The sequence below is a fragment of the Anaeromyxobacter diazotrophicus genome, from assembly GCF_013340205.1.
Taxonomy (GTDB): Bacteria; Myxococcota; Myxococcia; order Myxococcales; family Anaeromyxobacteraceae; genus Anaeromyxobacter_A; species Anaeromyxobacter_A diazotrophicus.
Genome location: NZ_BJTG01000004.1, coordinates 400759 through 427212 on the forward strand (window position 1 = coordinate 400759; position 26454 = coordinate 427212).

Consider the following 26454-nt stretch of genomic DNA (forward strand, 5'->3'; position numbering starts at 1 on the left):
GCACATGGCGACGAAGACCTACGACGCGGTCGTGATCGGCTCGGGCCCCGGCGGCTACGTGGCCGCGATCCGCCTCGGCCAGCTGGGCAAGAAGACCGCGCTCGTCGAGAAGGAGGCGCTGGGCGGCGTCTGTATCAACTGGGGGTGCATCCCGTCCAAGGCGCTCATCGCCGCCGCCAACCTGGTCGAGGACCTGCGCGGGGCGGCGGAGCGGGGGATCACCTCCGAGCCGAAGCTCGACATCGCGAAGCTGCGCGAGTTCAAGGACGGGGTCGTCAAGAAGATGGTCGGCGGTATCCAGGTCCTCGAGAAGGGGAACAAGGTCGACGTCATCCAGGGCACCGCCACCTTCGTCGGGCCGAACGCGGTGGAGGTGGACGGCGGCGGCGAGAAGACGCGCCTCGAGGCGGCGGCGTTCATCGTCGCGACCGGCGCCCGCCCGGTGCAGATCCCGGGCTTCGAGTTCGACGGCAAGGACGTCTGGAGCGCCAAGGAGGCGGTGGATCTCCCCGAGGTCCCGAAGCGCCTGGTGGTCATCGGCGGCGGCATCATCGGCCTCGAGCTCGGGACCGTGTACGCGAAGCTGGGCTCGAAGGTCACCGTGGTGGAGGCCTTGCCGACCATCCTCACCGGCGTCGACCCGGAGGCGGTGCGGCTCGTCCAGAAGAGCCTGAAGCAGCGCGAGGTCGCCATCCACGTGAACGCCAAGGCGAAGGGGCTCGAGCGCAAGGGCGGTGAGCTCGTGGTGAAGGTCGAGGTGGACGGGAAGGAGCAGGCGATCCCGTGCGACAAGGTGCTGGTCGCGGTCGGCTTCCGGCCCAACAGCGAGGGGATCGGCCTCGACAAGGCGGGCGTGAAGGTGGGCCCGAAGGGCTTCGTCGAGGTGAACGACCGCATGCAGACGAGCGCGCCGTCCGTCTACTGCATCGGAGACCTGTGCGGCCCTCCGCTGCTCGCCCACAAGGCGTCGAAGGAGGGTGAGATCGCGGCCGAGGTCATCGCCGGGCACAAGTCGGTGCGCGACTGGGTGTCGATGCCGGCGGCGATCTTCACCGATCCCGAGGTCGCGACGGTCGGGCTCTCGGAGGAGCAGGCCAAGGCGCAAGGGTACGACCCCATCGTCGGAAAGTTCTTCTTCAGCGCGCTCGGGCGCGCCGTGGCCATCGCGCACACCGACGGCTTCGTGAAGGTGGTGGGCGATCGCGAGTCGAAGCTCCTGCTCGGCGCCACCATCGTCGGCCCGGAGGCGTCGGACCTCATCGCCGAGGCCGCGCTGGCGCTGGAGATGGGCGCCTACCTCGAGGACGTGGGGCTCACCGTCCACGCCCACCCGACCTTGCCGGAGGCCTTCATGGAGGCGTGCAAGGGCGCGCTCGGCGAGGCCATCCACCGGGTCAACGCGCCGGAGCGGCCGCGGAAGGAGCGCTCCGGGGCGGCGGCGCAGGCGTGAGGACCCTCGCCGTCCACAAGCTCGGCCGCGTCGAGTACGAGGACGGGCTGCGGCTCATGGCGCTCGCCGGCGAGGCGGTCCGCGCCGGCCAGCCGGCCGCGACCGACCACCTCTTCCTGGTCGAGCACCCGCCCGTCCTCACCCTGGGCCGCAGCGCCGAGCAGAAGAACGTCCTCGCCTCGCCGGCGTGGCTCGAGCAGCAGGGGTTCGAGCTGCACCCGACCGACCGCGGCGGCGACGTCACCTACCACGGACCGGGCCAGGTGGTGGCCTACCCGGTGGTCGACCTCTCCGACCGCCCCGACGTGCGCAAGTACGTCGGCGCGCTCGAGGAGGCGATGATCCGCACCTGCGCCGACCACGGGATCGCGGCGGGGCGGCACGAGGAGCACCGCGGCGCCTGGGTGGGCCGGAAGAAGATCGGCGCCGTCGGCGTGCACCTCGCCCGCTGGATCACCTCGCACGGGCTCGCCTTCAACGTCGCGCCGGACCTGATGCACTTCCAGGTGATCGTCCCCTGCGGCATCTCCGATCCGCGGCTCGGGGTGACGAGCCTCGCCGCGGAGCTCGCGGGGCAGGGCCGCGCGGCGCCGCCGCTCGCCGAGGTGGAGGAGCAGCTCGCCGCGCACCTCGCGGTGCTCCTCGGCCGCCGCCGCGAGGACCGGGCGCCGGATCTGCGCACCGCGTCGGTGGTCCCGCTGGGCGCGGACGGCCGGGTGCTGCTCCTGCGCCGGTCCGAGGCGCGCGGCGGCTTCTGGCAGCCCGTCACCGGCCGGCTCGAGCCCGGCGAGTCGCCGGAGGCCGCGGCCAGGCGCGAGCTGCTCGAGGAGACCGGGGCCGACGCGCCGGTCGAGCCGCTCGGCTATCGCCACGGCTTCGCGATCGAGCCCGGGCTGTGGCGCGGGGCGCCGCCCGGCCTGGCGGTGGCGGAGGAGACCGCCTTCGCCGCCCGCCTCCCGCCCGGCTTCACCTGCCAGCTCTCCGACGAGCACGCGGAGCACGGCTGGTTCACGCCCGCCGAGGCGCTGGCGCGGCTGCGCTACGCCGGCCTGCGCCAGGCCGTGCGGCGCGCCACCCGCCGGGGCAGCGCGGGCGAGCGGGTGCCCTGATCGCCCCGAGCGCGCCGACGACGGGCCTCGACGCTCCGCCCGCGGTCGGCTAGCGTTCCCGCTCGTGAAGATCGCGATCTACGACGCCACCCTCACGGAGGGGACGCGGCAGGCCGGGGTGCAGCTGTCGGTCCGCGACAAGCTCCGGGTGGCCCTGCGGCTCGCCGAGCTGGGGGTCGCCTTCGTCGAGGGCGGCTGGCCGGGCGCGCGCGGAGACGCCGAGATCTTCCGGGAGGCGCGGCAGCTCGAGCTGGGCGGCGCGCGGCTGTGCGCCTGCGCCACCCTCCAGCCCGGCGGCCGGGGGGGTAGCGAGCTGCGGGCGGCGCTGCGCTCCGGCGCCCCCGCGATCACGCTGCGCGTCCCGCTGGCCTCCGGCCGCCGCGCCGCGGCGGGCTGGCGCGGCGCCCTCGCGGCGGCGGTGAAGGCGGTGCGGCGCGACGGGCGCGCCGCGATCGTGGACCTCGACGGGTTCTTCGACGCCCAGCGCCAGGGCGGCGCGGCGGCGCTCGGCGCGGTGGAGGCGGCCGCGCGGGCCGGGGCGGAGGTGATCCTCCTCGGCGACGTCCGGGGCGGCGCGCTCCCGTCCGAGATCGAGGCGGGGGTGGCGGCGGCGCGCCGCGCGGCGGGCGCGGCGGCGATCGGGATCCGGGCCCGCGACGACGCCGGCCTGGCGGTCGCGAACAGCCTGGTGGCGGTGGGGAAGGGCGCGTCGGTCGTCGCCGCCACCGTGAACGGGTACGGCGAGCGGTGCGGCGCGGCCGACCTGGTGGCCGTCGCCGCGGCGCTGGAGCTCAAGCTCGGGCACCAGGCGCTCGCGGCCGGACAGCTCCGGCGGCTCACCTCGCTGGCGCACTTCGTGGCGGAGCTGGTCGATCGCGAGCCGTCGCGCGACCAGCCCTACGTCGGCCAGGACGCCTTCGCCGGCGGCGCGGACGAGCTCGCGCCGCACGTCGACCCCGAGGCGGTGGGCAACCGTGCCGGGCCGGCCATGGCCGACGAGCGGGGACACCCGGGGGCGCTGCGGGTGGCGCGCGCGCTCGGGCTGCCCGCGCGCGGCGAGCGCGACGCGCGCCAGGTGCTGGAGCGCCTCGCCGCCTGGGAGCGGCGCGGCTTCCGGTACGAGGGCGCCGAGGCGAGCTTCGACCTCGTGCTGCGGGCCCTGGCCGGCCGGCGCCGCGAGTACTTCCGGGTGCTGGCGTACCGCGTGCTCGACGTGCACCGGGAGAAGCGCGGGTTCACCGAGGCGACCGTGGAGCTCGCGGTGAGCGGCGAGCACGTCCACGCGGCGGCGCTCGGCGTCGGCCCCGTGAACGCCCTCGACCAGGCGCTCCGCAAGGCGCTCGAGCTGCACTACCCCGAGCTCTCCAGCATGAAGCTCGTGCAGTCGCGCTCGAAGAGCCTCGCCACCGACGTGGGGACGGCCGGGGACGTGCGGGTGCTGGTGGACAGCGCCGACGCTCGCGACCACTGGGGCACGGCCGGGGTCTCGGACAACCTGCTCGACGCCTGCCGGCAGGCGCTGGTGGACGCCATCGAGTACAAGCTCGCCAAGGACGACGTCGCGCCGCATCCCCGGCGCGCGCGCCCGCGGTCGCGGTGACGGCGGAGCGGACCTTGCATCGCGCGGCGGGATGGCCCGCCGGCTCGCCCTCGCCGCCCTCTGCCTCCTGTCCCTCGCGCCCAGCGTGTGGCGGCTCTTGCAGGCGCGCCAGGCGCCTCCGCCCGCGTGCGCGCCGGTGGGGCGCGGCGTCGCGCCGCGCCACTGGGTAGGCTGCCCGGCGGACGAGGGTCCGCCCCGCGAGCTGACCGGCCGCGAGCGGCTCCTCTCGGGCCTGCCGGTCCCCCTGAACGACGCGACGCCGGAGGACCTGGCGCCGGTGCCGGGCTTCACGGCGCGCCTCGCCGCCGAGGCCGTGGCGGACCGCGCCCGGCGCGGGCCGTTCACCAGCCTGGACGACCTCACCCGGGTGCGGGGGATAGGCCCGGGCAGGCTGGCCAAGGCCCGGCCCTTCCTCGCGCTGGGAGGGCGGTAGGCGGGGGCCGCCAGCCGAGCTATCCTCCCGGCCCTGGAGAGGATTCGTGCTCATCCGCTGTGAGAAGTGCTCCACCGTCTACGAGCTCGACGACGCGCTGCTGCCGCCGGAGGGCGCTCCGGTCCAGTGCAGCCGGTGTCAGTACGTGTTCACGGCCCGGCCGGAGCGGCCGCAGCCGGCCGGGGGGGAGGGGAAGGCGCCGGGCGGGGGGGGGAGCCCGGGCACGACGGCGAAGCCGGAGGCGACCGCGAAGCCGGACGCGACCGCGAAGCCGGACGCGACCGCGAAGCCGGACGCGACCGCGAAGCCGGCTGCGACTGCGAGACCGACCGCGACCGCGACGGCGAGTGAGACCGCTCAACCGACCTCGACCTCGACCTCGAGCCGGACTGCGACCGCGAGCCCGAGCCAGAGCCCGAGCCCGGAACCTGGGTCGGCCGCAGGCGCGAGCGAGGCCGGGGAGCTCGGGGGGAAGTCGATCCCGCCGGACGAGAGGGCTGGAGAGCCGGCCTCGGCGCCCCCGCCCGCTCCGCGGTCGGCCGCAGCTCCCGAGGTCCGGTCCGCCCCCGCGCCGCCCGCCGCGGAGCCCGCGCCGGTCGAGGCGCCGCGCTTCACGGCCGACGGCCGCCCCATCCGCAAGGTCCCGTTCCCGGAGGAGGACGTCACCGCCAGCGGCCCGCGCCCGGTCATCGCCCGCGCGCCGGGGGGCGTCCTGCCGCGGCGCGGCCCGCGGGCCGGCGGCCTCCCGCTCGTGCCGATCGCGGGTGTGCTCGTCGCCGTGGCCGTGCTGCTCCTCGCCTGGCGCCTCTACCCACGGCGGCCCGATCCGGACGCAGCGGGCCGGCTCGCGGAGGGGCTGCAGCTCCTCCTCCGCGACGACCGCGGCAGCCTCACCCGCGCCATCCTGGCGTTCGACGACGCGGCGCGGGCCGACGAGCGCCAGGTGGACGCGAGGGCGGACCGGGTGCTGGCGCGGGCGCTCCTGCTCGGGCTGGTGCAGGGCGAGGCCGCGCGCCTCGAGGTGCGCCTCGCCGCGCGCCGGGCCGAGCGCGCCCGCACCGAGGCGCCGGTGGGCCCGCCGGTGCCGGAGCTGGCGGAGCAGATCGACGCGCTCGAGGCGCAGCGCGAGGTCGTCCGGGGGCGGCTGCGGGAGCTGGAGGGCGTGGCGGCGACGGACCTCGCCTCCCTGCAGCGGGGAGACGCGGCGCGCCCCTCGGTGCAGCGGGCCAGGGCGGTGCTCGAGGCGTACGCCACCGATCCCGCGCGCGCCGCCGAGGCGGTGCTGCGCGATCGCCCGGCGCGCGGCAAGGACCCCTGGCTCGACCTCGCCGTCGGCGCGGGCGAGACGCGCGCGGTGAGCCCGGAGCTGCGCGCCGAGGGGGTGGCGCGTCTCGAGAAGCTGGTGAAGGCGCACCCGGAGCTCTTGCGCGCGCGGCTCGCGCTGGCCGAGGCGCTGGCGCGCGCCGGGAAGGTCGAGGCGGCCGTGGCCTCGCTCGACGCCCTGCTCGCCGCCAACCGCGACCACGAGGACGCCCGGGCGCTGCGCGCCGAGCTCACCAGCGGGGACGCCCGCGGAGGCGCGGCGGCGCCGGTGCCGGGCGCGCGGGTGCCCGCCGGCTCGCCGCCTCCGGAGGCGGCGGCGCCTCACCCGCGGAACGAAAGTTCTCAGGCCTCTCCTCCCTGACGGGGCTCGCGGCGCCCGGAAGGGCGCCCGCGCGCGCCGCGGCGCGGTGGCCCGCCGCTTGCTGTCCTTCGGGCGCATGGAGCTGCTGGTCCTCGCCTGCCTGGGCCTCGTCGCCTACAGCTACCTCGGGTATCCGCTGGTGCTCGTCGTCTGGACGGGGCTCCGGGAGGCGGTGAGCGGCGCCCGGTTCCTCGCCGGCGGGCCCGACCGGCGGTCGCGGCGGCGCGACGACCGCTGGCCCTCGATGACCGTGGTGGTGGCGGCGCACGACGAGGAGACCTGCATCCGGCAGAAGGTCGAGAACTGCCTCGCGCTCGACTACCCACCGGAGCTCCTCGACGTGGTGGTCGGGTGCGACGGCTGCAGCGATCGGACCGCGGAGCTGGCGCGGGCGGCCGGCGGCGCCCGCGTCACGGTGGTCGAGGCGCCGCGCGCCGGGAAGGCGGCCGTGCTGTCGCGCCTCGTGCCGAGGGCGCGGGGCGACGTGGTGCTCCTCACCGACGCCAACACCCTGCTCGAGCGCGGTGCGGCCAAGGCCCTGGCGCGCCACTTCCAGGATCGCTCGGTGGGCGCGGTGGTCGGCCGGCTGCGCCTCTACAACCGGGTGAAGCGCGACTACCAGGAGAGCCTGTACTGGAAGTACGAGACGGTCCTCAAGTACCACGAGGGCAAGCTCGGCTGCGTGCTGGGCGCGAACGGCGGGCTGTACGCGGTGCGCCGGCTGCTCTTCCGGCCGCTGCGCGAGACCACCATCATCGACGACTTCGTGGTGCCGATCCGCATCGCGGCGCGCGGCTGGCGGATCCCCTACGACCCGGAGGCGGTCGCGTACGAGGAGACCACCGAGGAGGTCGCGGCCGACTTCGCGCGGCGGGCGCGGATCGGGGCCGGGGACTGGCAGGCGCTGGCGCTGGTGCCGGAGGCGCTCGACCCTCGGCTCGGGTTCCTGCCCTTCGCCTTCGTCTCGCACAAGCTCCTGCGGTGGCTCGCGCCCTTCCTGCTCGCGGCGGCGCTGGCCGGCTCGCTCGCGCTGGCCGTCACCGGAGGCCTCGCGGCCAGGGCGCTGCTCCTCGCCCAGCTCGCGTTCTACGGGCTGGCGCTGGCGGGCCGGCGTCGCCCGTCCGGCCCGTGGCGCCGGCCTGCCGCCCTGGCCTGGTACTTCGTCTCCATGAACGCGGCGCTGGCGGTGGGGCTGTGGCGGTTCGTGAGCGGCACCCAGCGCGCCGCCTGGAGCCGCACGCGCCGGGCGGCGCCCGACGTGCCGGGGGTGCCGACGGCCTGACCCGCCGGGCCCGAGGCGCGGTACGCTGCGCCCATGACCCCCGATCTCCTCGTCCTCGGGACCATCCACACGCTCGATCCGGCGCGCCCGCGCGCCGAGGCGCTGCTCGCCAGGCACGGCCGCGTCCTGGAGCTGGGGAGCGCCGCCGCCTGCCGCGCGGCCGCCGCGCCGGGCGCGCGCGTGCTCGACCTGGCGGGGGGCTCGGCCGTCCCGGGCCTCGCCGACGCCCACGGCCACGTGCTGCTCCACGCCCGCTCCCTGGAGGAGGTGAAGCTCTCCGGCGCGCGCGACGAGGCCGCCTGCGCGGCCCTCGCGGCGGAGCGGGCGCGCGCGCTCCCGCCGGGGAGCTGGGTGCGCGGCCGCGGCTGGGATCAGAACCGCTGGCCCGGCGGCGCCTTCCCGGGCCTCGCCGCGCTCGACGCCGCGGTGCCCGACCACCCGGTGCTCCTCGAGCGGGTGGACGGCCACATGGCGTGGGTGAACGGGCGGGCGCTCGCCCTGGCCGGGATCGGGCCCGGCACGGCCGACCCTCCGGGCGGCCGGATCGCGCGGGACGAGCGAGGCCGCCCCACCGGCCTGCTCGTGGACGCGGCGCAGGACCTCGTCCACGGGCGCATCCCGCACCCCTCGGCGCGCGAGGTGGAGCGCCTGCTCCGCCTGGGCCTCGCCGACCTGGTCCGGCTGGGGCTCACCGCCGTCCACGACGCCGGCTGCACCTCCTCGGTGCTGCGCTGCTACGCCGGCCTGGCCGACGGCGACGCGCTGCCGCTCCGGGTGTACGCCATGATCGACGGCGGCCAGCCGGAGGGGGCGCTGCGCGCCGAGCTGGCGCGCTGGTCCGCCACGCCGGCCATCGGCCGCCTCGACGTCCGGGCCGTGAAGCTGTTCGCCGACGGCGCGCTCGGCAGCCGCGGCGCGGCGCTCCTCGACGGCTACGCCGACGACCCCGGGAACCGCGGGCTGTTCCTCACGCCGCCGCAGGCGCTGCGCGCGCGGCTCGAGCTGGTGGCGGGCGGCGGCTTCCAGCCCGCCGTCCACGCCATCGGGGACGCCGCCTGCCGCGAGGTCATCGCCGCGCTCGTCGAGCTGGGCCGCGAGCACGACCTGTCCCGGCTCCGGCCGCGGGTGGAGCACCTGCAGCTCGCGCGCGCGGAGGACCTCGACCACATGCGCGAGGCGTGCGCCGTCGCCTCCATGCAGCCGCTCCACGCGGTGAGCGACGCCCCCTGGGTCGCCGCGCGGCTGGGCGGGAGCTCGCCCGCGCTCGCCGGCGCCTACGCCTGGCGGCAGGTGCTGGCGCGCGGCATCCCGCTCGCGCTCGGCTCCGACTTCCCGGTGGAGAGCCCGGACCCGCGGCTCGGGCTCCGCGCCGCCGAGCTGCGCCGGCCGGCCGGGGCCGCGGAGCCCTGGCACCCGGCCGAGCGGCTCACGCGCCTCGAGGCGCTGCACGGGTTCACCTGGGGCCCCGCCTTCGCCTCCTTCGCGGAGGGGCGGCGCGGCGTGCTGCAGCCGGGCGCCGACGCCGACCTGACCGCCTTCGGCGGCGACGTCCTCGAGGTCCCGGCCGAACGGCTCGGCCAGCTCCCCGTCGTCGCCACCGTGGTGGGCGGGCGGGTGGAGCACGGCCGCGTGTCCTAGGGACGCGCCGGCAGGCGAGGGGCCCGGTCCATCACCAGCATGACAGGTGGATGGACTTCGCGCTCTTCACGCTCCTCGGCCTCGCCGTCGCGTTCGGGCACCTCTGGCTGCCGGGCGAGCACCGCGTCGGACCCGCGTCGGCCTTCACGCTGGGGGTGACCGGCGCCTGGGGCGGCGCGACGGTCGCCGGCGCCTTCGTCCCTGGGATGCTCTCGTCGCTCTCGTCCGGCCTCGCGACCGCGGGCAGCCTCGCCGGCGCGGTGGGTGCGATCGCGTTCATGGAGGTGGTGACCGACCGCTACCTGCGGCACCACCCGGACGAGGCGACGCGCGCGCCTTGGTGAGGCTCAGCGCCGCCGGAGCAGATCCGAGACGCTCACGACCAGGCTGCCGGCGGGGACGGCGCGTGCGCCGACGCGCAGCGCGTCGTTGATGTGCTTGCCGGTGGCGGGGTCGTCGCTCCGGGACGGGTAGGCGAGGTTGAGCCGCACCGGCAGCACCCCGCGCGCGACCCGGTGGAGGACGACGGCCGTGCCGTCCGCCTCCGCGCGCTCGACGACGCCGACGTGGACGGGCGGCCCACCCGGGCGATCGGCGAGGAAGACCAGATCGCCGGCGGAGGGGGTGCGGGTGGGGAGGAGGGCGCCGCGCGCCTGGGCGAGCGCGTGCAGCGCCGCCGCGTCGCGCGCCTCGGCGGGGAGCGGCCGCCCGGCGCGCGCGAAGGCCGCGCGCGCCAGCGCCGCGCACCCGGGCCCGTAGTCGACGCCCGCGAGCACCACCTGCCGCTGCCCGACGAGCGACGAGACCGCCTTGACCGCCGCCGCCACGTCCGGCGCGGTCGCGGTCGCCGTAGCGGTCCCAGTCGAGGTCGAGGTCGAGCTCGCAGTCGAGGTCGCAGTCGAAGTCGACGTCGCAGTCGAGGTCGAGGATCCCATCTGCCTCGCCCCGCGGACCGTGGAGAGGGGCCGCGCCTCCGCCTTCGCCGGTGCGAAACCGGAGTCCGGGCCGGTGCTCCTTGCGAGAGCACCGGCCCGGTTCTCCTGGGCGGGCGGGGGCAGGCTGTGACGGCGCGTCCAGGTCGGCGTCCCCGCGCACGCCTGGAGGAGGAGCGCGAGGCCGACGGCGACGCTGGAGCGAGAGGCCGTCATGCCGCGATGCTACCCAGCCGCGCGCGCGCGTCCATTTTTGTGTCGCGAAACGTGCGGGCGCTTGGTTTCCGCGGCGAGGTGCGGCTACATGGCGAAGCTTGGCCTCCCTGCGCCAGACCGCGCGCGCGGCGATCCTCGGCCTCCCTGGCCTGTTCTGGGTGCTCTGGGGAGGCCTCCTCGTCAACCGCGCGGCGTCGTTCGTGGCGGCGCTGCTCGGGATCTACCTCGTGCGCGAGCGCGGGTTCGGCGCCGCCGAGGCCGGGCAGGTCGTGTCGCTGTGGGGCGCCGGGTTCATCGTGGCGGGCCCGCTCGGGGGCCTCCTCGCCGATCGCATCGGGCGCCGCCCCGTCATGCTCGCAGGGCTCCTCTGCGGGGCGGCCGCCGTCGGCGCGCTGGTGGTGGCGCGCTCGCCGGCGCTGCTCGCGCTGCTCGCGTTCCTCTCCTCGGCGGCCGGAGAGCTCTACCGCCCCGCCGCCCACGCGGCCCTCACCGACGTCGTGCCGGTCGCGGAGCGCGCCCGCGCATGGGGCCTCGTCTACTGGGCCGTGAACTTCGGCATGGCGGTGGGGCTGCTCCTGGCGGCGATCGTGGCCGAGCGGAGCCTCGGCGCGCTCTTCCTGGCCGACGCCGGCACCACGCTGCTCTTCGCCGGGCTCGTCGCGGCGCGGGTCCCGGAGACCCGGCCGGCGGCGGTCCGGCACGAGCCGGCGCTGGCCGGGCTCGCGCGCGTCCTGCGCGACCGCGCCTTCGTCGTGTTCCTCGGGCTCTACCTCGCCTCGCTGGTCGTGTTCACCCAGTGGCAGCTCGGGCTGCCGCTCGACATGGCCGCGCACGGGCTCGGGCCGAGCGCGTTCAGCGTGCTCCTCGGCCTCAACTGCGCCGGGGTGGTGCTGCTCCAGCCGCTGCTGGGCGCGCGGCTGCGCGGGCACGACCCGAGCCGGCTCCTCGCCGCCTCGGCGCTCCTCTTCGGCGCCGGCTTCGGGGTGAACGCGCTCGGAGGCGGCCTGCCCGTGTACGCGCTCGGGACCGCCTGCTGGACCGTCGGCGAGGTGGTGGGCTTCCCGGCGGCGGCGGCGCTCGTCGCCGACCTCGCGCCGGTGGAGCTGCGCGGCCGGTACCAGGGCGCGTTCTCGATGAGCTGGGGCGTGGCCTTCACCCTCTCGCCGGTGCTGGCCGGCCAGGTCGTGAGCCGGCTGGGCGGGCGGGCGCTGTGGCTCGCCTGCCTCGCCATCGCGGTCGCGGTCGCGCTCGGCTACCTCGCCACCGGCGAGGAGCGGCGGCGGCGGGTGGCCGAGGCGCGGCGGAGCGCCGATCCGGCTGTCAGCCCGGGCGGTTAGGGTGGTGCTCGCCCGCCATGTCCCGCCGCTATGAGCTGAAGCCCGCCGCCCGGCCGAAGGGTGCGCTCCACTACGCCGGGCTCCTCAACGAGGAGCAGCAGGCGGTCGTCGAGGCCGGCGGCGGCCCCATCCTCGTCATCGCCGGCGCCGGCTCCGGGAAGACCCGCACCCTCACCTGGCGGGTGGCGCGGCTGCTCCACGAGGGCGCCGCGCCCGAGTCGATCCTCCTGCTAACCTTCACCAACAAGGCGGCGCGCGAGATGCTGCGCCGGGTGGAGGAGGTGGCGCGCACCGACACCCGGCAGCTGTGGGGCGGCACCTTCCACCACGTCGCCCACCGGGTCCTGCGCGAGCACGCCCCCGCGCTCGGCTACGCGAAGGGCTACTCCATCCTCGACCGCGAGGACGCGAAGGACGTCATGAGCGCCGCCATCGCCGACTGCGGCCTGGCCGTCGGCGCACGGCGCTTCCCCAAGGCGGACGTGGTCGTCGACCTCGTCTCGATGGCGGTGAACACCCAGACCCCGCTCGCCGAGGTGCTCGCCGACCAGCGCCCGCAGTTCCTGCCGCTCGCCGACGACGTCCTGCGGGTGGCGCGCCGCTACGCCGAGCGCAAGCAGGCCATCAACGCGATGGACTTCGACGACCTGCTCATGAACTGGAAGGTGCTGCTGGTCGAGCACGAGCCGGTGCGGCGGCTCCTCGCCGAACGCTTCCAGCACGTGCTGGTGGACGAGTACCAGGACACGAACAAGCTGCAGGGGGACGTGGTGGACCTCCTCGCCGGCGCCAACCGCAACCTGTGCGTGGTGGGCGACGACGCCCAGTGCATCTACGGCTTCCGCGGCGCGCACTTCCAGAACATCCTCGGCTTCGAGGAGCGCTACCCGGACGCCCGGCGCTTCGACCTCACCGTCAACTACCGGTCCACGCCGCAGATCCTCGAGCTCGCCAACGCCTCCATCGCCTACAACGTGAAGCAGTTCGAGAAGGCGCTCACCAGCGTCCGGCCCGACGGCGCGCTGCCGGCGCTGGTGCCGTGCCGGGACGTGCAGCAGCAGGCGGAGTTCGTGGCGCAGCGCATCCTCGAGCTGCGCGACGAGGGGGTGCCGCTGCCGGAGATGTGCGTCCTCTACCGCGCCCACCACCACGCGATGGAGATCCAGTTCGAGCTGGCGCGGCGGGGCATCCCGTTCGTCGTCCGCTCCGGGGTGCGCTTCTTCGAGGCGGCGCACATCAAGGACGTCCTCGCGCACCTGCGCTTCGCGCAGAACCCGGGCGACGAGCTGGCGCTGAAGCGCGCGCTCCGGCTCGCGCCCGGCATCGGCAGCGCCACCGCCGACGCGGTGTGGAGCGCGCTCGCCGCCCGGCGCCGGGGCGGGGAGGGGGGCGTCGACGAGCTGCTCTCGCCCGACGTGGCCGGGCACGTCCCGCCCAAGGGGCGCGCCGGCTACCGGCGCCTGTGCGACCTGTTGCGGAAGCTCGCCCGCGCCCCCACCTCCGACCTGCCCGGCGAGGCCATCGAGCTCGTGCTCGCGGAGGGGTACGAGGAGCGGCTCAAGGCCGAGTTCGTGAACGCCGACTCGCGCCTCGAGGACCTCCGGCAGCTCGCCGAGTACGCCCGCGGCTACGAGGGCACCGAGGCGTTCCTCTCCGAGATCGCGCTCCTCAGCGAGCTCTCCGCCGAGACCGTCTCCGAGGGGGTTGAGCCGGACGAGAAGCTGGTGCTCTCGAGCGTGCACCAGGCGAAGGGGCTGGAGTGGCGGGCGGTGTTCCTGGTGTGGCTCGCCGACGGCCGCTTCCCGAGCGCGCAGGCGCTCCGCGACCGCGACGGCGAGGAGGAGGAGCGGCGCCTCTTCTACGTCGCCTGCACCCGCGCCAAGGACGAGCTCTACCTCTGCTTCCCCATCATGGCCGCGCCCCGCGACCGGGAGCGGGTGGTGCTGAAGGCCTCCCGCTTCGTGGAGGAGCTGCCCGGCGAGCCGCCGGTGTACGAGCGCTGGCAGCTCGACGAGCCCGCCGCGGTGCCCGCCCTGCCGGCCGCGAACGACCCGGCCGCGCTGCCCTCCGGCGTGGCCGGCACCGAAGGCGCGCGCGTCATCCCGCTCCTGTTCGGGAAGGCGCCCGAGCCCCGGCCGCCCGCAGGCGGGGAGGGGCCGGGGCCGGACGACCCGGAGGGCGGCGACGACGTGCCGTTCTGACGGCGCGCCGGCGCCAGCAGCGCCCTCCCGGGCCGCGGTCACTCACCGCGCGCGCTTCGCATTCTGGCGCTCGCGCTGCTCGATCTGGAGCCGCACCTGCTTCACCCACTCGAGCGAGGCGCGCTCCTCGGCGGTGATCCCCGCCGCGCTCGCCTCGCCCACCGCGGCCGCCTGCCCGCCGTGCCGCGCCCGCTCTTGGTAGCGGAGGAAGTTCGGGATGGCGATCGCCGCCAGGATGCCGATCATGGCGACCGCGAAGAGCGGCGCCGCCGCGGGCCCGCCCGCGAGCCCGCCCACCACCGGCGACACGAGCCACGCGAGCGGGTGGCGCCGCACGCCCGCGCTCGCCTGCGCCTGGGAGACCTGCTGCAGCGCGACGACCCGCTTGCACAGGTAGGGGTGGGTCGCGGAGAGCTCCAGCGCCGCCATCCAGAAGCCGCCGGTCTCGCTGTGCTGGGCGGTGAAGGCGCCCAGGTCGGCGCGGCTCGCCACGCGGCCACCGGCGGCCAGCACCAGCAGCGCGCGGGCGGCCTGCTCGAGGTCGCCCGCCACCCTGAGCCCGCACCGGTCGGCGGTGTACTCGCGCGCGCGGCTGTAGGCTGCGCCGAGCCAGGGGACGAGGTGGAACGGGAGCAGGAAGGTGCTCCAGCGGAGGTGGCCGGCCGCGAGGTGCCCGACCTCGTGCCCGACGAGGAAGTCGAGCTGCCGCGGGTCCTGGCACTGGTCGAGGAGGTCCGAGAGCAGGATGACGAAGCGGCGCGAGAAGAGCCGGGTGGCGAAGGCGTTGAGCGCGCCGCCGCCCTGGACGACGTAGACCTCGGGCGCCCCGTCCAGCCCGAGCCGCTCGGCGGCCGCCTTCACGCTCGCGTGCACCTCCGGCAGCTGGCGCTCGGAGACACGCACCCCGTTGCCGCGCACGTGGGCGAGGAACAGCGCCCGCGCCGCCAGCACGAAGAGGCCGATGAGCGCTCCGTAGAGGAGGCCGACGATCGACACCACGAGCGCGGTCCACGCGAGGCCCGAGAACACCGCGCCCAGCTTGAACAGGGTGCGCTCGCGAGGCAGCTGCAGGCTCGAATCGAAGGCCATGGTCGTCCCCTCCCAGGGAGAGCTCGTGGGTGTGACGGCGGGTCCTATCACGGAGCGTGACGAGGCCGGCGGCCTTTCGCGCGGGCGGCGGTGTGGAGACAGGCCCCGAGGTGGTTGCCGTCGCTGCACGGGCCCACAGGCGCGCCGGCCCCGGGGCCGAGCGCGGGGCCCGGGGGTTCGTGCTACACCTGGCGCATGGCCGGCGCGCCCCCTCGCGAGAAGCCCATCCTCGGCATCGACCTCGGCACCACCAACACCTGCGTGGCGCACGTGCGGAACCGCATCCCGCGCGTCGTGCCCACCGACAAGGGCAGCCTGGTCCTGCCGAGCGTGGTGGCGCTCTCCGACCGGGGCGAGTTCCTGGTGGGCGGCGTCGCCAAGGACCAGATGGTCACGAACCCCAAGAAGACGATCTACGGGGCGAAGCGGCTCATCGGGCGCAAGTTCAACTCGGTGGTGGTGCAGGAGCTGCGCAGCTACTACTCGTACGACATCGTCGAGGGGCCGAACGGCGAGGCGGCGGTGGCGCTGGGCGACGAGGTCCGGACGCTGCCGCAGGTCTCCGCGCTCGTGCTGGAGCACGTGAAGAAGATCGCCGAGGCGTTCCTCGGCCGGCCCATGGGCGAGGCGGTCATCTCGGTGCCCGCCTACTACAACGACAACCAGCGCCAGGCGGTGAAGGAGGCGGGGCGGCTGGCGGGCTTCGAGGTGAAGCGGATCGTGAACGAGCCGACCGCCGCCGCGCTCGCCTACGGCTTCAACCGCGGGCTCGACCAGAAGATCCTGGTCTACGACCTGGGCGGCGGCACCTTCGACGTCTCGGTGCTGCAGCTCAACGGCAACGTCTTCGAGGTGCTCGCCACCGGCGGCGACACCTTCCTCGGCGGCGCAGACTTCGACAACCGCATCATCGACTACGCGCTGGAGGCGTTCTGGCGCGACCACAAGATCGACCTGGCCGGCTCGCCCATCGCCATGCAGCGCATCAAGGGCGCGGCCGAGGCCGCCAAGATCGACCTCACCCTCATCCCGCACGCGTCGCTCGAGCTGCCCTTCATCGAGGAGAAGAAGGGCCGGCCGCTCGACCTGCGCCTGCCGCTCTCGCGCTCGCAGCTCGACGAGCTCACCGTCGACCTCGTCGACCGCACCTTCCAGATCTGCGACCAGGTGCTGGCCGAGAAGGGCCTGCAGCCGTCGCAGATCGACGAGATCATCCTGGTGGGCGGCCAGTCGCGGATGCCGCTCGTGCAGGAGAAGATCCGCCAGCACTTCGGGAAGCCGCCGCGCAAGGGCGTCCACCCCGACGAGTGTGTCGCGCTGGGCGCGGCGCTGCTCGGCGACTCGCTCGACCAGATCGACTCGGTGACGCTGGTGGACGTGCTCTCCATGCCCATCGGGGTGGGCACGCCCCAGAACCGCTTCCGCCGCCTGCTCGAGAAGAACAACGCCATCCCGTGCTCGCGCTCCTTCCGGCTGCCGCCGCCGCGCGAGCCGGGGCAGCCCATCGAGCTCGACATCTACCAGGGCGACTCGGACGACATCGTCGACGACGAGTTCCTCGGCTCGATCCGGCTCCCCGCCGCCGCCACCGGCCGCCGCGTGGACTTCAAGCTCGACGAGGAGTGCCTGCTCAAGGTGGTCTTCGACGACCCCGAGCAGGGCATGCGGCAGGTGGACTTCGCGACCCGCGACACCCCCGAGGCGCTGCGGCGCGCGCTGGCGGAGCGGGCCGCGCGCCACGGCGCCGAGCCGAGCGACCCCGAGGTGCGGCGCGGCGGCGGGCTCTTCGGCTGGCTGCGGCGCGGCGCCTGAGGCGGTGCGGCGTGCTCTTCCCCTCGCGGCCCTGGGTCGAGGCGGTGGTCGAGGCGGCGAACCGTCAGCCCGCGCTGGCGCAGGCGCTCGCGGGGCTGGGCGCCGACCTGGCGGCGGTGGTGGAGCCGGAGCCGCCGCACCTGCCGCGCGCCTTCGCCGTGTACGGGCGGCAGGAGCGCGGCCGGATCGCCGTGGTGCGCGTGCTCGCCGACGAGGACGAGCTGTGGGAGCTCGCGCCCGCCTACGTGGTGCGCGCGAGCTACCGCGTCTGGAAGGCGCTCCTGCGCGGCGAGGACCCCGTGCGGGCGGCGCTCAGCGGCCGCGTCCGGGTGGAGGGCGACCTGCAGGCGCTGGTGCGGCGGGCCGGTTATCGTCCTCTCGTCGACGCCGCGCTGGCGAGCGTCGCCACCGAGTTCGTCGACGAGGGGAGGACGCCTTGAGCAAGGGGATCGCGGGAGGGCTCCTGGAGCAGGGCGCGCGGGCGGTGAGCCGGGCCGCGGGCGCGGTCCTGTCCGACCCGCGCGGGCAGGAGGCGGTGGCGCGCGCGGTCGGCCTCGCCCAGCGCGGGCTGCGGACGTTCGAGGCCGTCCAGGAGCGGGCGCTGCACGCCGCCGGCCTGGCCGCGCGCCCCGACTACCACGAGCTCCGCAAGCAGGTGGCGCGCCTCAAGCGCAAGGCGCGGGAGCTCTCCGAGAAGCTCGAGGCGGGCGGCGGCGCCGGTCCTGACGACGGCGACGGTTCACGTTGACACCCCGGGGCCCTCGTCGGCATACTCCGCCCCCGTTTTCTCAGTCAGGGCGCTTAGCTCAGCGGTAGAGCACAGCCTTCACACGGCTGGGGTCGCAGGTTCGAAACCTGCAGCGCCCACTCTGAAGGGCCGGTGGTTCCGGAGCGATCCGGGGCGGCCGGCCCTTCGTGTTCCTGGCGAGGCGCGCCGCCCGCCCGCTACGCCTCGAGGAGGAGCTCGAACCAGGTCCCGTCGGCGGCCGAGGTGGTGAAGCGCACCCTCCCGCCGAGGAGGCGCTCGCCGAAGAGCTTCATGGAGTAGGTCCCGTGGCCGCGTCCCTCGCCGCGCTTGGTGGTGAAGTGACGCTGGAAGATGCGCGGCACGACGGCGGCCGGGATCGCGCCGGGGTTCCAGACGCGAAACGCGACGGCGTCCTGCAGCCGGTCGACCACCAGGCGGACCGTCCCGCCGCGCGGCGTCGCCTCGAGCGCGTTCACGACCATGTTCACGAGGACGTGCTGCAGCGGCGCGGGGTCGGTGACGACCGCCAGCCCCTCCGGCGCCGCGCCGAGCGCGAGGCGCCGGCCCTCGTGCGCCGGGTGGCCGGTGACGGTGCGCCGGACGAGGTCGAGCGCCGCGGCCACCGGCACCGGGCGCCGGCTGGCGGCGTACGCGCCGGGCTCGCCGCGGGTCATGGCGCGCTGCAGGTGGACCTCGCGCACCAGGTGCTCGCTCAGGACCACGACGTCGTCGGCCGCCTCGACGGCCTCGCCGGGGTCGAGCGGATCGCGGAGCACCTCGCCCGCCGACTTGAGCCCGATGGCCAGGTTCGCGAGGTCGTGCAGGAAGACGCGCTCGAGCTGCGCCCGCTGGCTGGCCCGGGTCACGTCGACGAGCGAGACCACCGTGAACCGCGCCCCCTCCAGCTCGAGCGGCGCGGCGCGCGCCCGCAGCTCGAGGTGTTCCTCCGCGCCGGCCCAGCGCCGGGCCAGGTGGCAGGTGCGCTCCTCGGCGCGGCCGGCCCGCCCCGCGATGAGGAGGGCGACGGCCTGGCCGCACGAGGCGCAGGCGCGCCCCGTGCCGCAGCCGTCGGGGCCGTCGTCCGCGTGCGCGCAGGCGAGCGCCTCGCCCGGGCGCAGCCCCAGCACGTCCTCCGGCCGCTCCACGCCGGCGAGGCCGAGGTAGGCGGCGTTGACGGCGACGATCTGGCGATGCCCGTCGAGCACCACCGCCGCCGCGCCGCTGGCCTGGAGGAGCGCGGTCAGGAGGGGCGTCCGGGCCGCCTGGGCCAGCTCCGCCGCCAGCGCCGCGGGGTCGGTGCGCCCCGCGGGCAGGTAGCGGGTCGGAGCACCGCCGGAGCCGTCGCGTCCCGCCGCGTCGTCCATGGGTGAAGATGATAGCGGGTCCTGCGGCGCGCGGATGCCCCCTGCTCGCGGGCGCCGCGGGCGGGCGCGCACCGCGCGCAGGGGACGCCGGCGGCGCGGGGCGATCGACCCCACAGCGCCGCACAGCGCCCCACGGCGACCGCGCTCGCCTTCCTCAGCGCGCCGCGCGCGTCACGACCAGCGCGCGGTCTCCGGCGCCGCCGTCCTCCAGCGCCTCGATCTCGCGCTCGGCCGGCGACGCCAGCGCGAGCTCCCGGACGGTGGCGTCCGACAGCCGCAGGCGGTAGACGCCCGGGCGGACGCCCTCGAACGCGTACCAGCCGTCGTACGAGGTGCGGGCGCGCCCGGCGACCTCGCCGGCGGCGTCGAGGAGCAGGACCTCGGCGCCCTCGAGCGGCCGCTGCGCGCGCCGCTCGCGCAGGGACACCGTGCCCTCCACCACCGCGGTCGGGATCACCGGGAGGTCGGCCAGCTGGCTCTTGCCGGGCCGGGCGAGCACCGTCAGCCCGCCCGCGCCCGCCTTCCACTGCGGATCCTCGAGCGCCGCCTCGTCCACGGCGACCTCGACCGGCTGGTAGGCCGGGAGCTGGCGGAGGAAGGCGACGCCGCGCGCGTCGGTCGCGGGGCCCGCCGCCGAGCCGTTCACGAGCAGGCGCGCGCCGGGGATGACCGGCTCGCCCGGGTCCAGCCGCCCGTTGCCGTTCCGGTCGAGGAACACCCGCGCCGAGAGCGCCCCCGCGCCGGCGGCGGGCTGCGCGTCGGCCACGAGCCCGCCCTCGCGGGGCTCGCGGGTGAGCGAGAAGAAGAGCTGCGTGCCCACCACGACCTCGCCGGTGGTCGAGAGCGAGGCCGCGACCTGCAGCCCGAACGCCCCGAGCGCCTTCACCGCCGCGAGCACGAGCCGCTCGTCGCGGCTCTGCGGGAGGGAGACGACGCCGCCCTGGAGCAGCACCTCGCCGAGCTGCCGCTCCACGCGCAGGTCGAGCAGCTCGAGCCGGCGGGCGGGGTGGAGCTCCCACAGCGCCTGGCCGCTCACCGCGAGCGCGCCGAACCGCCGGCTGAAGCGGGTCACCGCCTCGGTCAGCTCGAAGCCCTGGAGCGACACCCAGCGCAGCGTCTGGCTGAAGGCGGTGCGCCCCACGGTGGCCGAGACGCGCCCGTTCACGGTGTCCTCGCTGGCGCCCGACCGGAGCGTGTCGCGCTGCAGGTCGAGCGCGAGCGCGAGCGGCACCGCCGCGGGGGCCACCGCGTCGAGGCGCGCGGTCGCGCGCCGCACGAGCGGGTCTGCCCGGGCCGGGAGCAGCTCGCTCGTGAACGAGCTCGCGAGCAGCTCCGACAGCCGGACGTTCACGCCCCCGAGGCGCGTCAGGAGCGCCAGCTCCGCCAGCCGCCCGGCGTCGGAGGCCACGTCCAGGTCGGCCTGCAGGAAGAGGCCGCCCAGGGCGGCGCGCAGCCCCGCGAAGGCGAAGCCCTTGCTGGCGAGCCGGTACGGCACCACCGCCGCGCCGCCGGCCAGGGAGAGGTGCCGGCCGAGGCCGGCGTCGAGGAGGGCGCTCGCGCGCAAGCAGCCCGCCCCGTCCCGCTGCGCCGACACGCGGTAGCGGACCTCGCCCGGGCTCGTCATCGTGGGCCCGAAGAACAGGCTGCGCGCCTCCTCGCGGCGCTCGCCGAACGGGCCGTGGAAGACCAGCCGGTACTCGTTCTGCCCGAGCAGGAGCGGCAGCTCGTCGAAGGCGTACGTCCCGTCGGGACGCGCCGCCTGGTACGCCACCAGCGCGCCGTTCTGGTACAGCTCCACGTCCCAGCCCGGCCGCAGCGCGCCGCTCAGGCTGTAGCGGTCGAACGCCCCGGGGAGGCCGAGCGGGTAGTTGGTCACCGTCGCGCCGAGCCAGCGCGGGTCCGCGGAGGAGACGTTGCGCAGCCCGGGCACCAGCACCGCGCCCACGCCGGCGTAGCGCGCCGCGAGCGGCCCGAGCAGCCGCCCGTCCGGATCCGAGCGCGCCAGCGTGGGGCGGAGGTCCACCGCGTCGCGCCCGTTCGACAGGCCGGCGTAGAGCGACGCCTCGGCGCCGGCCAGGTCGCCGGCCGCGAAGGTGGTGGAGCGGAGCGACGTCCGGGCGCCGGGGCGGTCGTGGCGGACCTCGGCCGAGAGCGTCTGGTCGACCGACGGAAAGGCGACGAGCGCGCGCTCGTCCTCGAGCCGCGCCGCCCCGGGCTCGCGCGGCCCGCGCCGGGCGAGCTGGGCCGCCAGCGCCTCGCGCTCGAGGCGCGCCTGCACCGGCAGCGGCTCGAGCGCGGTCACCTCCAGGATCTGCAGCTCCGGCTTCACCTCGAGCTTCACCGACAGCCACCGCTCCAGCAGCGGGAGCGCGACGTAGACGTCGTCGTCGCGCGCCTCGAGGAGCGCCGGGTCGGTGGGCTCGACGCGGTCGCCGAGCGTCACCCGCCCGGGCGCGAGCCGGAAGGTCCGGCGCTCGTCGAGCACGAACCCCTCCGCCAGGTCGGGGAAGGGCAGCGCGTGGATGTCCAGGGAGAGCGCCTGCGCGAGCTGCAGGAGCGGCAGGCGGACGCCCTGAGCCGTCGCGTAGGCAGGGAGCCCGTCGCACACGACGAGCCCGCCGAGGTGCACCTCGAGCAGCAGCGCCTCCTCCCGCGGCGGCCGGGGGGCGCCCCGCGCCGGCGCCGCGGCGGCGAGCGCCAGGGCCGCGCCGAGCGCCCACGCCCCGCTGCGCAGCCTGGCGGGGAGGTGGGGCACGCGTCCTCAGCGCAGCTCGAGGGTGGCCTCCGCGAGCGGCTTCGCCCGGGTGGGCTCCTCGCGGAAGGTGACGCGCAGCGGACCGGGGCCCGGGGCGGCCTCGAGCGGCACGCGGGCGCGGCGCGAGCGGTTCGGGACGTAGACGGCGACGCCGCGCAGCTTCCCGACGCTCCGCTCGAGGCCGCCGGGGGCGGGGGCGAACACCTCGAGGTCGCCGTAGACCGAGCGCTCCCCGTCGCGCCGCAGGGTCACGGCCAGCGCGGGGGCGCCTCCGGCCGGCCGCTCCACCTGGAGCTCCTCGATCGCCAGCGTGGCGGCGAGCGGCCCCTGGCGCACGATGACCGGGATCGAGGCCCCGACCAGCGCCTCGAGCTGGACCGAGAACCCGCCGGCCCGCGGCTGGGCCCGCGCCTCGGCCACCCGCTTGAGCAGGAGGTGCGACCGGTACTCGCCGCGCTCGAGGTCGGCCGGCCGGCGCACCTGCACCCGGATCACCTGCTCCGCCCCGGGGGCGATCGTGAACTGGTGGGGCGAGAAGCGGAGCAGCGGCGTCGCGAAGCGCTCGCCGGGCGCCGGCTCCGGGGCGGGCACGAGCTGGCCCACCTCGTCCATGCGCCGCTCCACCAGCGCCACCTGGAACGTCGCCGGCTTCGCGGCCCGGTTCACCACCGTGAGCTGGGCGGCGCGCTGGCCCGCCGCGAGCACGAGGCGCGTCGGGAAGAGCATGAGCTCCTGGTCGGCGCGGGCGCCGCCGGGCAGGAGGGCCGCCAGCGCCGCGGCCGCGAGGAGCCCGCGCGCCCTCGCCCTCGCCCACTCCGTCGCTCGCGCCTGCGCCATCGTCCGTTCCTCACTGGTAGTTGACGGTCACGTCGAACGTGCCCGCGTAGCTGCCGGGGGCCTGCTGCGCGCCCACGGCGAGCGTCGCCCCGATCGACACCACCTGCGACCCGGCCCCGAGGCTCAGCGTGGCCGGCAGGTAGGTGAACCCGCTCAGCGCCATGGCGTGCGCGCCGCTCGTCAGCGCCACCGCCCCGTCCGCCGGCAGGGTGAGCCCGAAGCTCAGCCCGGGATCTCCGGTGACCGTGAAGGTCGCCGCCGCCCCGGGCCTGGCCGACAGGAGCACCACGCCCCCCGTCGCGGCGCGGCTGCCGGTGGGCGAGACCGTGACCGCGCCGCCGCTCCCCGCCGCGAACGCGCCGAAGGAGAGCCCCTGCCCCGGAGCCACCGCGATGCCGAGCGCGGCGCCGAGGCAGGGGACGACCACCGCCGCCGCGGCGGCGAGCCAGCGGCGGCGGGCGGTCACTGGTAATCCACGCTCACCGGGAAGGTGCCGGTGTACGCGCCCTGGGCCTGCCCGTTCCCGACCGTGAGCGTCGCGCCCACGGTGAGCGTCACGCTGCCGCCCGTGATCGTGCCGGTGGTGTCGCTCGTGAAGCTGTCGACGGCCATGGTGTGCAAGGCGCCGTCGGAGAGGGTGACGCTCCCGTCGGCGGGCAGGGTGACCGTGTACGCCGCGCCCGAGTCGCCGGTGACCGTGAAGGTCGCGGCGCGCGGCGCCGGGGAGGCGAGCGCGATCACGCCGCCCGACGGGGTGCGGGCGCCGGCCACCGACACGGCGACCGTGCCGCCGGTGCCCGCGACCAGCTTGCCGAACTCGAGGGTCTGGACGGCGGCGATGGCGATGGGCTGCACCACCTCCGCGTTCGCCGTGCCGCTGGCGGTGTTGGACGCCGCGGCGGGCAGCGCCAGCAGCGCCGCCCCCGCCGCGATCACCGCGCGGAGCGCCCGGCGCCGGGCGGGACTCGCAACTCGAAACGTGCTCATGTTGCCTCCTCTCCCCGTTCGCGGGAGTGTGCGTGCGCCTGCGTGCGGGAGGTCCCGGCACGGCGAGGCCTGGCGCGTGGTCGACACGGCCTCACCTCGACCCTCAGTGCAATGAGCGGACCGGCCCCGATTTCGCCCTGCGTCGAGGGCGAAAGGAGGCGCGGGGGCCCACGAAACGCAGGGTCCGTGCCGGCGGAGGGCCGCGGGTCCTCCGGCACCTGGGTGGCGGATCGACGCAGGCCTCGCCACCCACCGCCAAGGGAGCCTCGGCCGGGCGCGCAGGGGTCTCGGCGCTGGGGCGCTGGGTCGGCGCCGCGCGGCGACGATGGCGCCGGTTGCGGCGGACCTGAGGGAGGGCTTAGGGTCGGCGCCGTGGCCAGCGCCAGCTCCACGCCCTCGTGGCGGCTCATCTCCGTGCTGCTCAGCACCATCCCGCTCACCCCGGCGCTGGCCGGCACGCTGCACCAGGCCGCGCTCGAGCTGCTGCGCCGCAACGCCGGCGTGACGCCGGTCGCGGGCGATCTCGTCCAGGGCCGGGTCGTGAACCTCAAGAAGGACCTGCTGCTCGGCACCATCGGCGGCCCGGCCTTCGAGGCGGAGCTCGAGACGGAGCGCGGCTCGGGCAAGGTGCGCTTCCTCCTCACGCGCGAGGGGCTGGAGGCGGAGCAGCTCCCCGCGCCGCCCTCGCCGCGCCGACGGCCGCTCCTCAACTGACCGCGCGCCCCGGCGATCGTCCGGCCCCGGTGGCCCCGAAGGGTGCTGCTGTCAGATCTCGCCCCGCCTCCCGTCCTCTCTCCCGAAGGCGCCGCGCTGGCGCCGGTCGAGGAGAGGGCCACCATGACGAACACCGCCGCCGTCCCCGCCGCCGAGGTCCCCGCGTTCCACGTCCACGGGCGGATGCCCGCCCTGGTCAAGGGGCTCTGGATCGCCGCGCTGTGCGCCGCGCTCTCGGCTGGATTCCTGTCCCAGGTGTGGCACGCGCCGAGCGACGCCCAGCTCCACGCGGAGGCCTGCGCGGCGGCGATGCAGGGGCACGCCTGCTGAGCGAGGCCAGGGTGGCGATCGCCCACGCCGGTCCGGTACGCTCGGCCCATGCCGGCCATCGAGCTCGAGGCGCGGGTGAAGGCGCTCGCCGCCCAGGACCCCGCGGCCGCCGCCACCGAGGCGCTGCGCGGGATCGGCCCGCAGGTGCTCCGCTACCTGCGATCGATCCTCCGCGACGAGGCGCTCGCCGGCGACGCGTTCTCCGAGTTCGCGGAGGACCTGTGGCGCGGCCTGCCGGACTTCCGCGGCGAGGCCTCGCTGCGCGGGTGGGCCTACCGGATCGCCCACCACGCCGCGCTCGACGTCCGCGGCGAGGCGTGGCGCAAGCGGGGCCGCCGGCTCGCCACGGGCGAGGCCTCGCGCATCGCGGGCGAGGTGCGCACGCGGACCGCCGTGCGGGTCGAGCAGCGGCGTCAGGCCCTCGAGAAGCTGCGCGAGGCGCTCTCGGTGGAGGAGCAGTCGCTCCTGGCGCTGCGGGTGGATCAGGAGCTCGCGTGGAGCGAGATCGCGGAGGTGCTCTCCGCGGACGGTGCGCCCGTCGCGGCGGCGGCCCTCATGAAGCGCTTCGAGCGGCTCAAGGAGCGGCTCGCGACGATGGCGAAGGAGCAGGGGCTCGTCGAGTAGCCGCGGGGCTGGCGCCGGCCGGGCGGGTGGCGAGGAACGAGCCCCCCAGGATGAGCACGAACCCGGCCAGCGTGGCCGCCGTGAAGGGCTCGCCGAGGAGCAGCACGCCGAGCGCCACCGCCACCGCCGGGTTCACGTACGCCACCACCGTCGCGCGTACCGGGCCGATCTCGGCGATGAGCTCGAAGAAGATGACGAAGGCGAGCGCGGTGCAGATCGCCCCCAGCACCAGCACCGACAGGATCACCGCCGGGCCGGGCAGGGTGGCGGGCAGCTGGGCGATCCCGGGCGGCGCGTAGCCGGCGGCCGCCAGCACGAGCGACCCCGCCACCACCCCGAGCGCGGGCGCGTCCTGCAGCCGCCGGGCGACGATCATGGGGCCCACGGCGTAGCCCAGCACCACGAGCACCATCTCGGAGATGGTGCGCAGGTCGGCGCCGGCCGGGTCGAACCCGAGCAGGACCACCAGGCCTACGAGCCCGAGGGCGAAGCCCACCCCGCGGCGCCCGTCGAAGCGCTCCCGGCCGCCCGTCAGCGTGGACAGGACCGCCCCGACGATGGGCACCGCCGCGACGATGAGGCCCGAGAGCGAGCTCGAGAGCCGCCGCTCGGCGTCGGAGAGGAAGATCCAGGGGATGGCGATCTCGGCCACCGTGTAGGCGAGGAGCGCGCGCCAGTGCGGGAGGAGCGCCCGGGCCTGCCCGCGCCGGACCGCCAGCGGCACCAGGATGAGCGCGCCGAGCGCGGTGCGCAGGAAGACGAGGGTGGCGGGCGAGAGGTCGCGCACCGCCACCTTGATGAGGAGGTAAGGGATCCCCCAGATCACGCACAGCGCCGCGAAGAGCAGCCCGCCCCGCCTCGTCACCGTCGACCTCCGCTCCCGGCGCCGCGCGGCGCGGGGTCCGTCCGTTTACCGCGCCGCGGCCTCGTCCGCCACCCTCGCGCGCCGCTGGCGCGCCGCCCGCGGTCGCCGTACGCTCGGCGCATGATCTCGCCCCGGCTCCTCGGCTTCCTCGCCGCGTCGCTCGCCCCGCTCTCCGCCGCCGCCGCGGGCGCGGAGGCGGCGCCGCCCGGCGTGACGCCGCTCCGGCTGCGGCGCGGCGAGGCGGTGGAGCTGTGCCAGACCGGGACCGTGATCTGCCCGGCGGTGGCGCCCATCTGCGACGACCCGGCGCTGGTCACGTTCGAGCTGACCGGCGCCGGCCTGCGCTTCCGCGGCGCGAAGGCCGGCGAGACGCTCTGCTCCGTGCGCAGCTCGGGCGGGCAGGGGACGCGCTGGGTCTACCGCGTCACCGTGGTCGAGCCGTAGCGC

General features: G+C 76.4%; 25 protein-coding genes and 1 tRNA gene. 18 read left to right on the forward strand and 8 right to left on the reverse strand.

What is annotated here, in order from left to right:
* The first annotated feature begins 4 nt into the window (after positions 1-4).
* From lpdA to HWY08_RS10495, 8 genes are all read left to right on the forward strand, one after another.
* Positions 5-1450, forward strand: coding sequence for a dihydrolipoyl dehydrogenase (gene lpdA, locus HWY08_RS10460; protein WP_176064802.1), 1446 nt, complete (start codon positions 5-7; stop codon positions 1448-1450).
* Positions 1447-2559, forward strand: coding sequence for a lipoyl(octanoyl) transferase LipB (gene lipB, locus HWY08_RS10465; RefSeq protein WP_176064803.1), 1113 nt, complete (start codon positions 1447-1449; stop codon positions 2557-2559). The genes lpdA and lipB overlap by 4 nt, the downstream gene beginning before the upstream one ends.
* Before the next feature lie 64 nt (positions 2560-2623).
* Positions 2624-4159: a hydroxymethylglutaryl-CoA lyase-like TIM-barrel protein gene (locus tag HWY08_RS10470; protein WP_176064804.1), complete on the forward strand. Its 1536-nt coding sequence runs from the start codon at positions 2624-2626 to the stop codon at positions 4157-4159.
* A gap of 31 nt (positions 4160-4190) precedes the next feature.
* On the forward strand, positions 4191-4592 hold the full coding sequence (locus HWY08_RS10475; RefSeq protein ID WP_176064805.1) for a ComEA family DNA-binding protein: 402 nt from the start codon (positions 4191-4193) through the stop codon (positions 4590-4592).
* Between the two features lie 46 nt (positions 4593-4638).
* Positions 4639-6276, forward strand: coding sequence for a zinc-ribbon domain-containing protein (locus HWY08_RS10480; protein WP_176064806.1), 1638 nt, complete (start codon positions 4639-4641; stop codon positions 6274-6276).
* A 76-nt stretch (positions 6277-6352) separates the two neighbouring features.
* The gene (locus HWY08_RS10485) at positions 6353-7558 is read left to right on the forward strand and encodes a glycosyltransferase family 2 protein (protein ID WP_176064807.1); all 1206 of its coding nucleotides are present in this window, start codon (positions 6353-6355) and stop codon (positions 7556-7558) included.
* A 33-nt stretch (positions 7559-7591) separates the two neighbouring features.
* Positions 7592-9196, forward strand: coding sequence for an amidohydrolase (locus tag HWY08_RS10490; protein WP_176064808.1), 1605 nt, complete (start codon positions 7592-7594; stop codon positions 9194-9196).
* Positions 9197-9246: 50 nt separating this feature from the next.
* On the forward strand, positions 9247-9540 hold the full coding sequence (locus tag HWY08_RS10495) for a hypothetical protein (RefSeq protein ID WP_176064809.1): 294 nt from the start codon (positions 9247-9249) through the stop codon (positions 9538-9540).
* A 3-nt stretch (positions 9541-9543) separates the two neighbouring features.
* Here the strand turns inward: HWY08_RS10495 and HWY08_RS10500 are convergent, their stop codons facing one another.
* Positions 9544-10023, reverse strand: coding sequence for a CHAP domain-containing protein (locus tag HWY08_RS10500; RefSeq protein ID WP_176064810.1), 480 nt, complete (start codon positions 10021-10023; stop codon positions 9544-9546).
* 419 nt (positions 10024-10442) lie between these two features.
* On the opposite strand from HWY08_RS10500, the gene HWY08_RS10505 reads away from it, so the two are divergent.
* Together HWY08_RS10505 and HWY08_RS10510 are read left to right on the forward strand one after the other, a co-directional pair.
* Positions 10443-11681, forward strand: coding sequence for an MFS transporter (locus HWY08_RS10505; RefSeq protein ID WP_176064811.1), 1239 nt, complete (start codon positions 10443-10445; stop codon positions 11679-11681).
* 17 nt (positions 11682-11698) lie between these two features.
* Positions 11699-13882 carry an ATP-dependent helicase gene (locus HWY08_RS10510; protein ID WP_176064812.1) on the forward strand — a complete coding sequence of 728 codons (2184 nt, stop codon included), beginning with the start codon at positions 11699-11701 and terminating at the stop codon, positions 13880-13882.
* Positions 13883-13924: 42 nt separating this feature from the next.
* On the opposite strand, the gene HWY08_RS10515 is transcribed toward HWY08_RS10510, so the two are convergent.
* Entirely contained in the window at positions 13925-14971 is a 1047-nt protein-coding gene (locus HWY08_RS10515) for a M48 family metallopeptidase (RefSeq protein ID WP_176064813.1), read from the reverse strand.
* A gap of 195 nt (positions 14972-15166) precedes the next feature.
* Between HWY08_RS10515 and HWY08_RS10520 the strand changes: the two genes are divergently transcribed.
* The 4 genes from HWY08_RS10520 to HWY08_RS10535 all read left to right on the forward strand — a co-directional run bounded on the left by HWY08_RS10520 (position 15167) and on the right by HWY08_RS10535 (position 17650).
* Complete coding sequence (locus HWY08_RS10520) at positions 15167-16783, forward strand: Hsp70 family protein (RefSeq protein ID WP_176064814.1); 1617 nt, start codon at positions 15167-15169, stop codon at positions 16781-16783.
* A gap of 11 nt (positions 16784-16794) precedes the next feature.
* On the forward strand, positions 16795-17223 hold the full coding sequence (locus HWY08_RS10525) for an SCP2 sterol-binding domain-containing protein (protein WP_176064815.1): 429 nt from the start codon (positions 16795-16797) through the stop codon (positions 17221-17223).
* A complete protein-coding gene (locus HWY08_RS10530; protein ID WP_176064816.1) occupies positions 17220-17531 on the forward strand; it encodes a hypothetical protein in 312 nt (103 codons plus the stop codon). Before HWY08_RS10525 ends, HWY08_RS10530 begins: the two co-directional genes overlap by 4 nt.
* 47 nt (positions 17532-17578) lie before the next feature.
* Positions 17579-17650: transfer RNA gene (locus HWY08_RS10535), tRNA-Val, on the forward strand.
* A 78-nt stretch (positions 17651-17728) separates the two neighbouring features.
* Here HWY08_RS10535 and HWY08_RS10540 read toward each other — a convergent pair.
* From HWY08_RS10540 to HWY08_RS10560, 5 genes are all read right to left on the reverse strand, one after another.
* Positions 17729-18895: a sensor histidine kinase gene (locus HWY08_RS10540; protein WP_176064817.1), complete on the reverse strand. Its 1167-nt coding sequence runs from the start codon at positions 18893-18895 to the stop codon at positions 17729-17731.
* A 154-nt stretch (positions 18896-19049) separates the two neighbouring features.
* A complete protein-coding gene (locus HWY08_RS10545) occupies positions 19050-21650 on the reverse strand; it encodes a carboxypeptidase-like regulatory domain-containing protein (RefSeq protein ID WP_176064818.1) in 2601 nt (866 codons plus the stop codon).
* 6 nt (positions 21651-21656) lie between these two features.
* Complete coding sequence (locus tag HWY08_RS10550; RefSeq protein ID WP_176064819.1) at positions 21657-22487, reverse strand: fimbria/pilus periplasmic chaperone; 831 nt, start codon at positions 22485-22487, stop codon at positions 21657-21659.
* A 10-nt stretch (positions 22488-22497) separates the two neighbouring features.
* Positions 22498-22953: a DUF4402 domain-containing protein gene (locus HWY08_RS10555; RefSeq protein ID WP_176064820.1), complete on the reverse strand. Its 456-nt coding sequence runs from the start codon at positions 22951-22953 to the stop codon at positions 22498-22500.
* Positions 22950-23474 carry a DUF4402 domain-containing protein gene (locus HWY08_RS10560; protein WP_176064821.1) on the reverse strand — a complete coding sequence of 175 codons (525 nt, stop codon included), beginning with the start codon at positions 23472-23474 and terminating at the stop codon, positions 22950-22952. Before HWY08_RS10560 ends, HWY08_RS10555 begins: the two co-directional genes overlap by 4 nt.
* A gap of 372 nt (positions 23475-23846) precedes the next feature.
* Here HWY08_RS10560 and HWY08_RS10565 point away from each other — a divergent pair, with 372 nt between their 5' ends.
* The 3 genes from HWY08_RS10565 (at position 23847) to HWY08_RS10575 (ending at position 25142) form a co-directional block, all read left to right on the forward strand.
* A complete protein-coding gene (locus HWY08_RS10565) occupies positions 23847-24188 on the forward strand; it encodes a hypothetical protein (RefSeq protein WP_176064822.1) in 342 nt (113 codons plus the stop codon).
* Between the two features lie 123 nt (positions 24189-24311).
* A complete protein-coding gene (locus tag HWY08_RS10570) occupies positions 24312-24518 on the forward strand; it encodes a hypothetical protein (protein ID WP_176064823.1) in 207 nt (68 codons plus the stop codon).
* A gap of 48 nt (positions 24519-24566) precedes the next feature.
* Positions 24567-25142 (forward strand): RNA polymerase sigma factor, encoded by a 576-nt coding sequence (locus HWY08_RS10575; protein ID WP_308469069.1) that lies wholly within the window; start codon positions 24567-24569, stop codon positions 25140-25142.
* Here HWY08_RS10575 and HWY08_RS10580 read toward each other — a convergent pair.
* A complete protein-coding gene (locus tag HWY08_RS10580) occupies positions 25093-26007 on the reverse strand; it encodes a DMT family transporter (protein ID WP_176064824.1) in 915 nt (304 codons plus the stop codon). The genes HWY08_RS10575 and HWY08_RS10580 overlap by 50 nt on opposite strands.
* Positions 26008-26127: 120 nt before the next feature.
* On the opposite strand from HWY08_RS10580, the gene HWY08_RS10585 reads away from it, so the two are divergent.
* Complete coding sequence (locus HWY08_RS10585) at positions 26128-26451, forward strand: hypothetical protein (protein WP_176064825.1); 324 nt, start codon at positions 26128-26130, stop codon at positions 26449-26451.
* Positions 26452-26454: the final 3 nt, after the last annotated feature.

What these genes read in the sequence shown, in the direction of transcription:
- HWY08_RS10485 (WP_176064807.1), top strand. Translation starts at nt 6,353, where the DNA reads ATGGAGCTGCTGGTCCTCGCCTGCCTGGGCCTCGTCGCCTACAGCTAC.
- HWY08_RS10570 (WP_176064823.1), top strand. Translation starts at nt 24,312, where the DNA reads ATGACGAACACCGCCGCCGTCCCCGCCGCCGAGGTCCCCGCGTTCCAC.
- HWY08_RS10560 (WP_176064821.1), bottom strand. Translation starts at nt 23,474, where the DNA reads ATGAGCACGTTTCGAGTTGCGAGTCCCGCCCGGCGCCGGGCGCTCCGC.
- HWY08_RS10495 (WP_176064809.1), top strand. Translation starts at nt 9,247, where the DNA reads ATGGACTTCGCGCTCTTCACGCTCCTCGGCCTCGCCGTCGCGTTCGGG.
- HWY08_RS10490 (WP_176064808.1), top strand. Translation starts at nt 7,592, where the DNA reads ATGACCCCCGATCTCCTCGTCCTCGGGACCATCCACACGCTCGATCCG.
- HWY08_RS10520 (WP_176064814.1), top strand. Translation starts at nt 15,167, where the DNA reads ATGGCCGGCGCGCCCCCTCGCGAGAAGCCCATCCTCGGCATCGACCTC.
- HWY08_RS10550 (WP_176064819.1), bottom strand. Translation starts at nt 22,487, where the DNA reads ATGGCGCAGGCGCGAGCGACGGAGTGGGCGAGGGCGAGGGCGCGCGGG.
- HWY08_RS10585 (WP_176064825.1), top strand. Translation starts at nt 26,128, where the DNA reads ATGATCTCGCCCCGGCTCCTCGGCTTCCTCGCCGCGTCGCTCGCCCCG.
- HWY08_RS10575 (WP_308469069.1), top strand. Translation starts at nt 24,567, where the DNA reads ATGCCGGCCATCGAGCTCGAGGCGCGGGTGAAGGCGCTCGCCGCCCAG.
- HWY08_RS10515 (WP_176064813.1), bottom strand. Translation starts at nt 14,971, where the DNA reads ATGGCCTTCGATTCGAGCCTGCAGCTGCCTCGCGAGCGCACCCTGTTC.
- HWY08_RS10540 (WP_176064817.1), bottom strand. Translation starts at nt 18,895, where the DNA reads ATGGACGACGCGGCGGGACGCGACGGCTCCGGCGGTGCTCCGACCCGC.
- HWY08_RS10475 (WP_176064805.1), top strand. Translation starts at nt 4,191, where the DNA reads ATGGCCCGCCGGCTCGCCCTCGCCGCCCTCTGCCTCCTGTCCCTCGCG.
- HWY08_RS10510 (WP_176064812.1), top strand. Translation starts at nt 11,699, where the DNA reads ATGTCCCGCCGCTATGAGCTGAAGCCCGCCGCCCGGCCGAAGGGTGCG.
- lpdA (WP_176064802.1), top strand. Translation starts at nt 5, where the DNA reads ATGGCGACGAAGACCTACGACGCGGTCGTGATCGGCTCGGGCCCCGGC.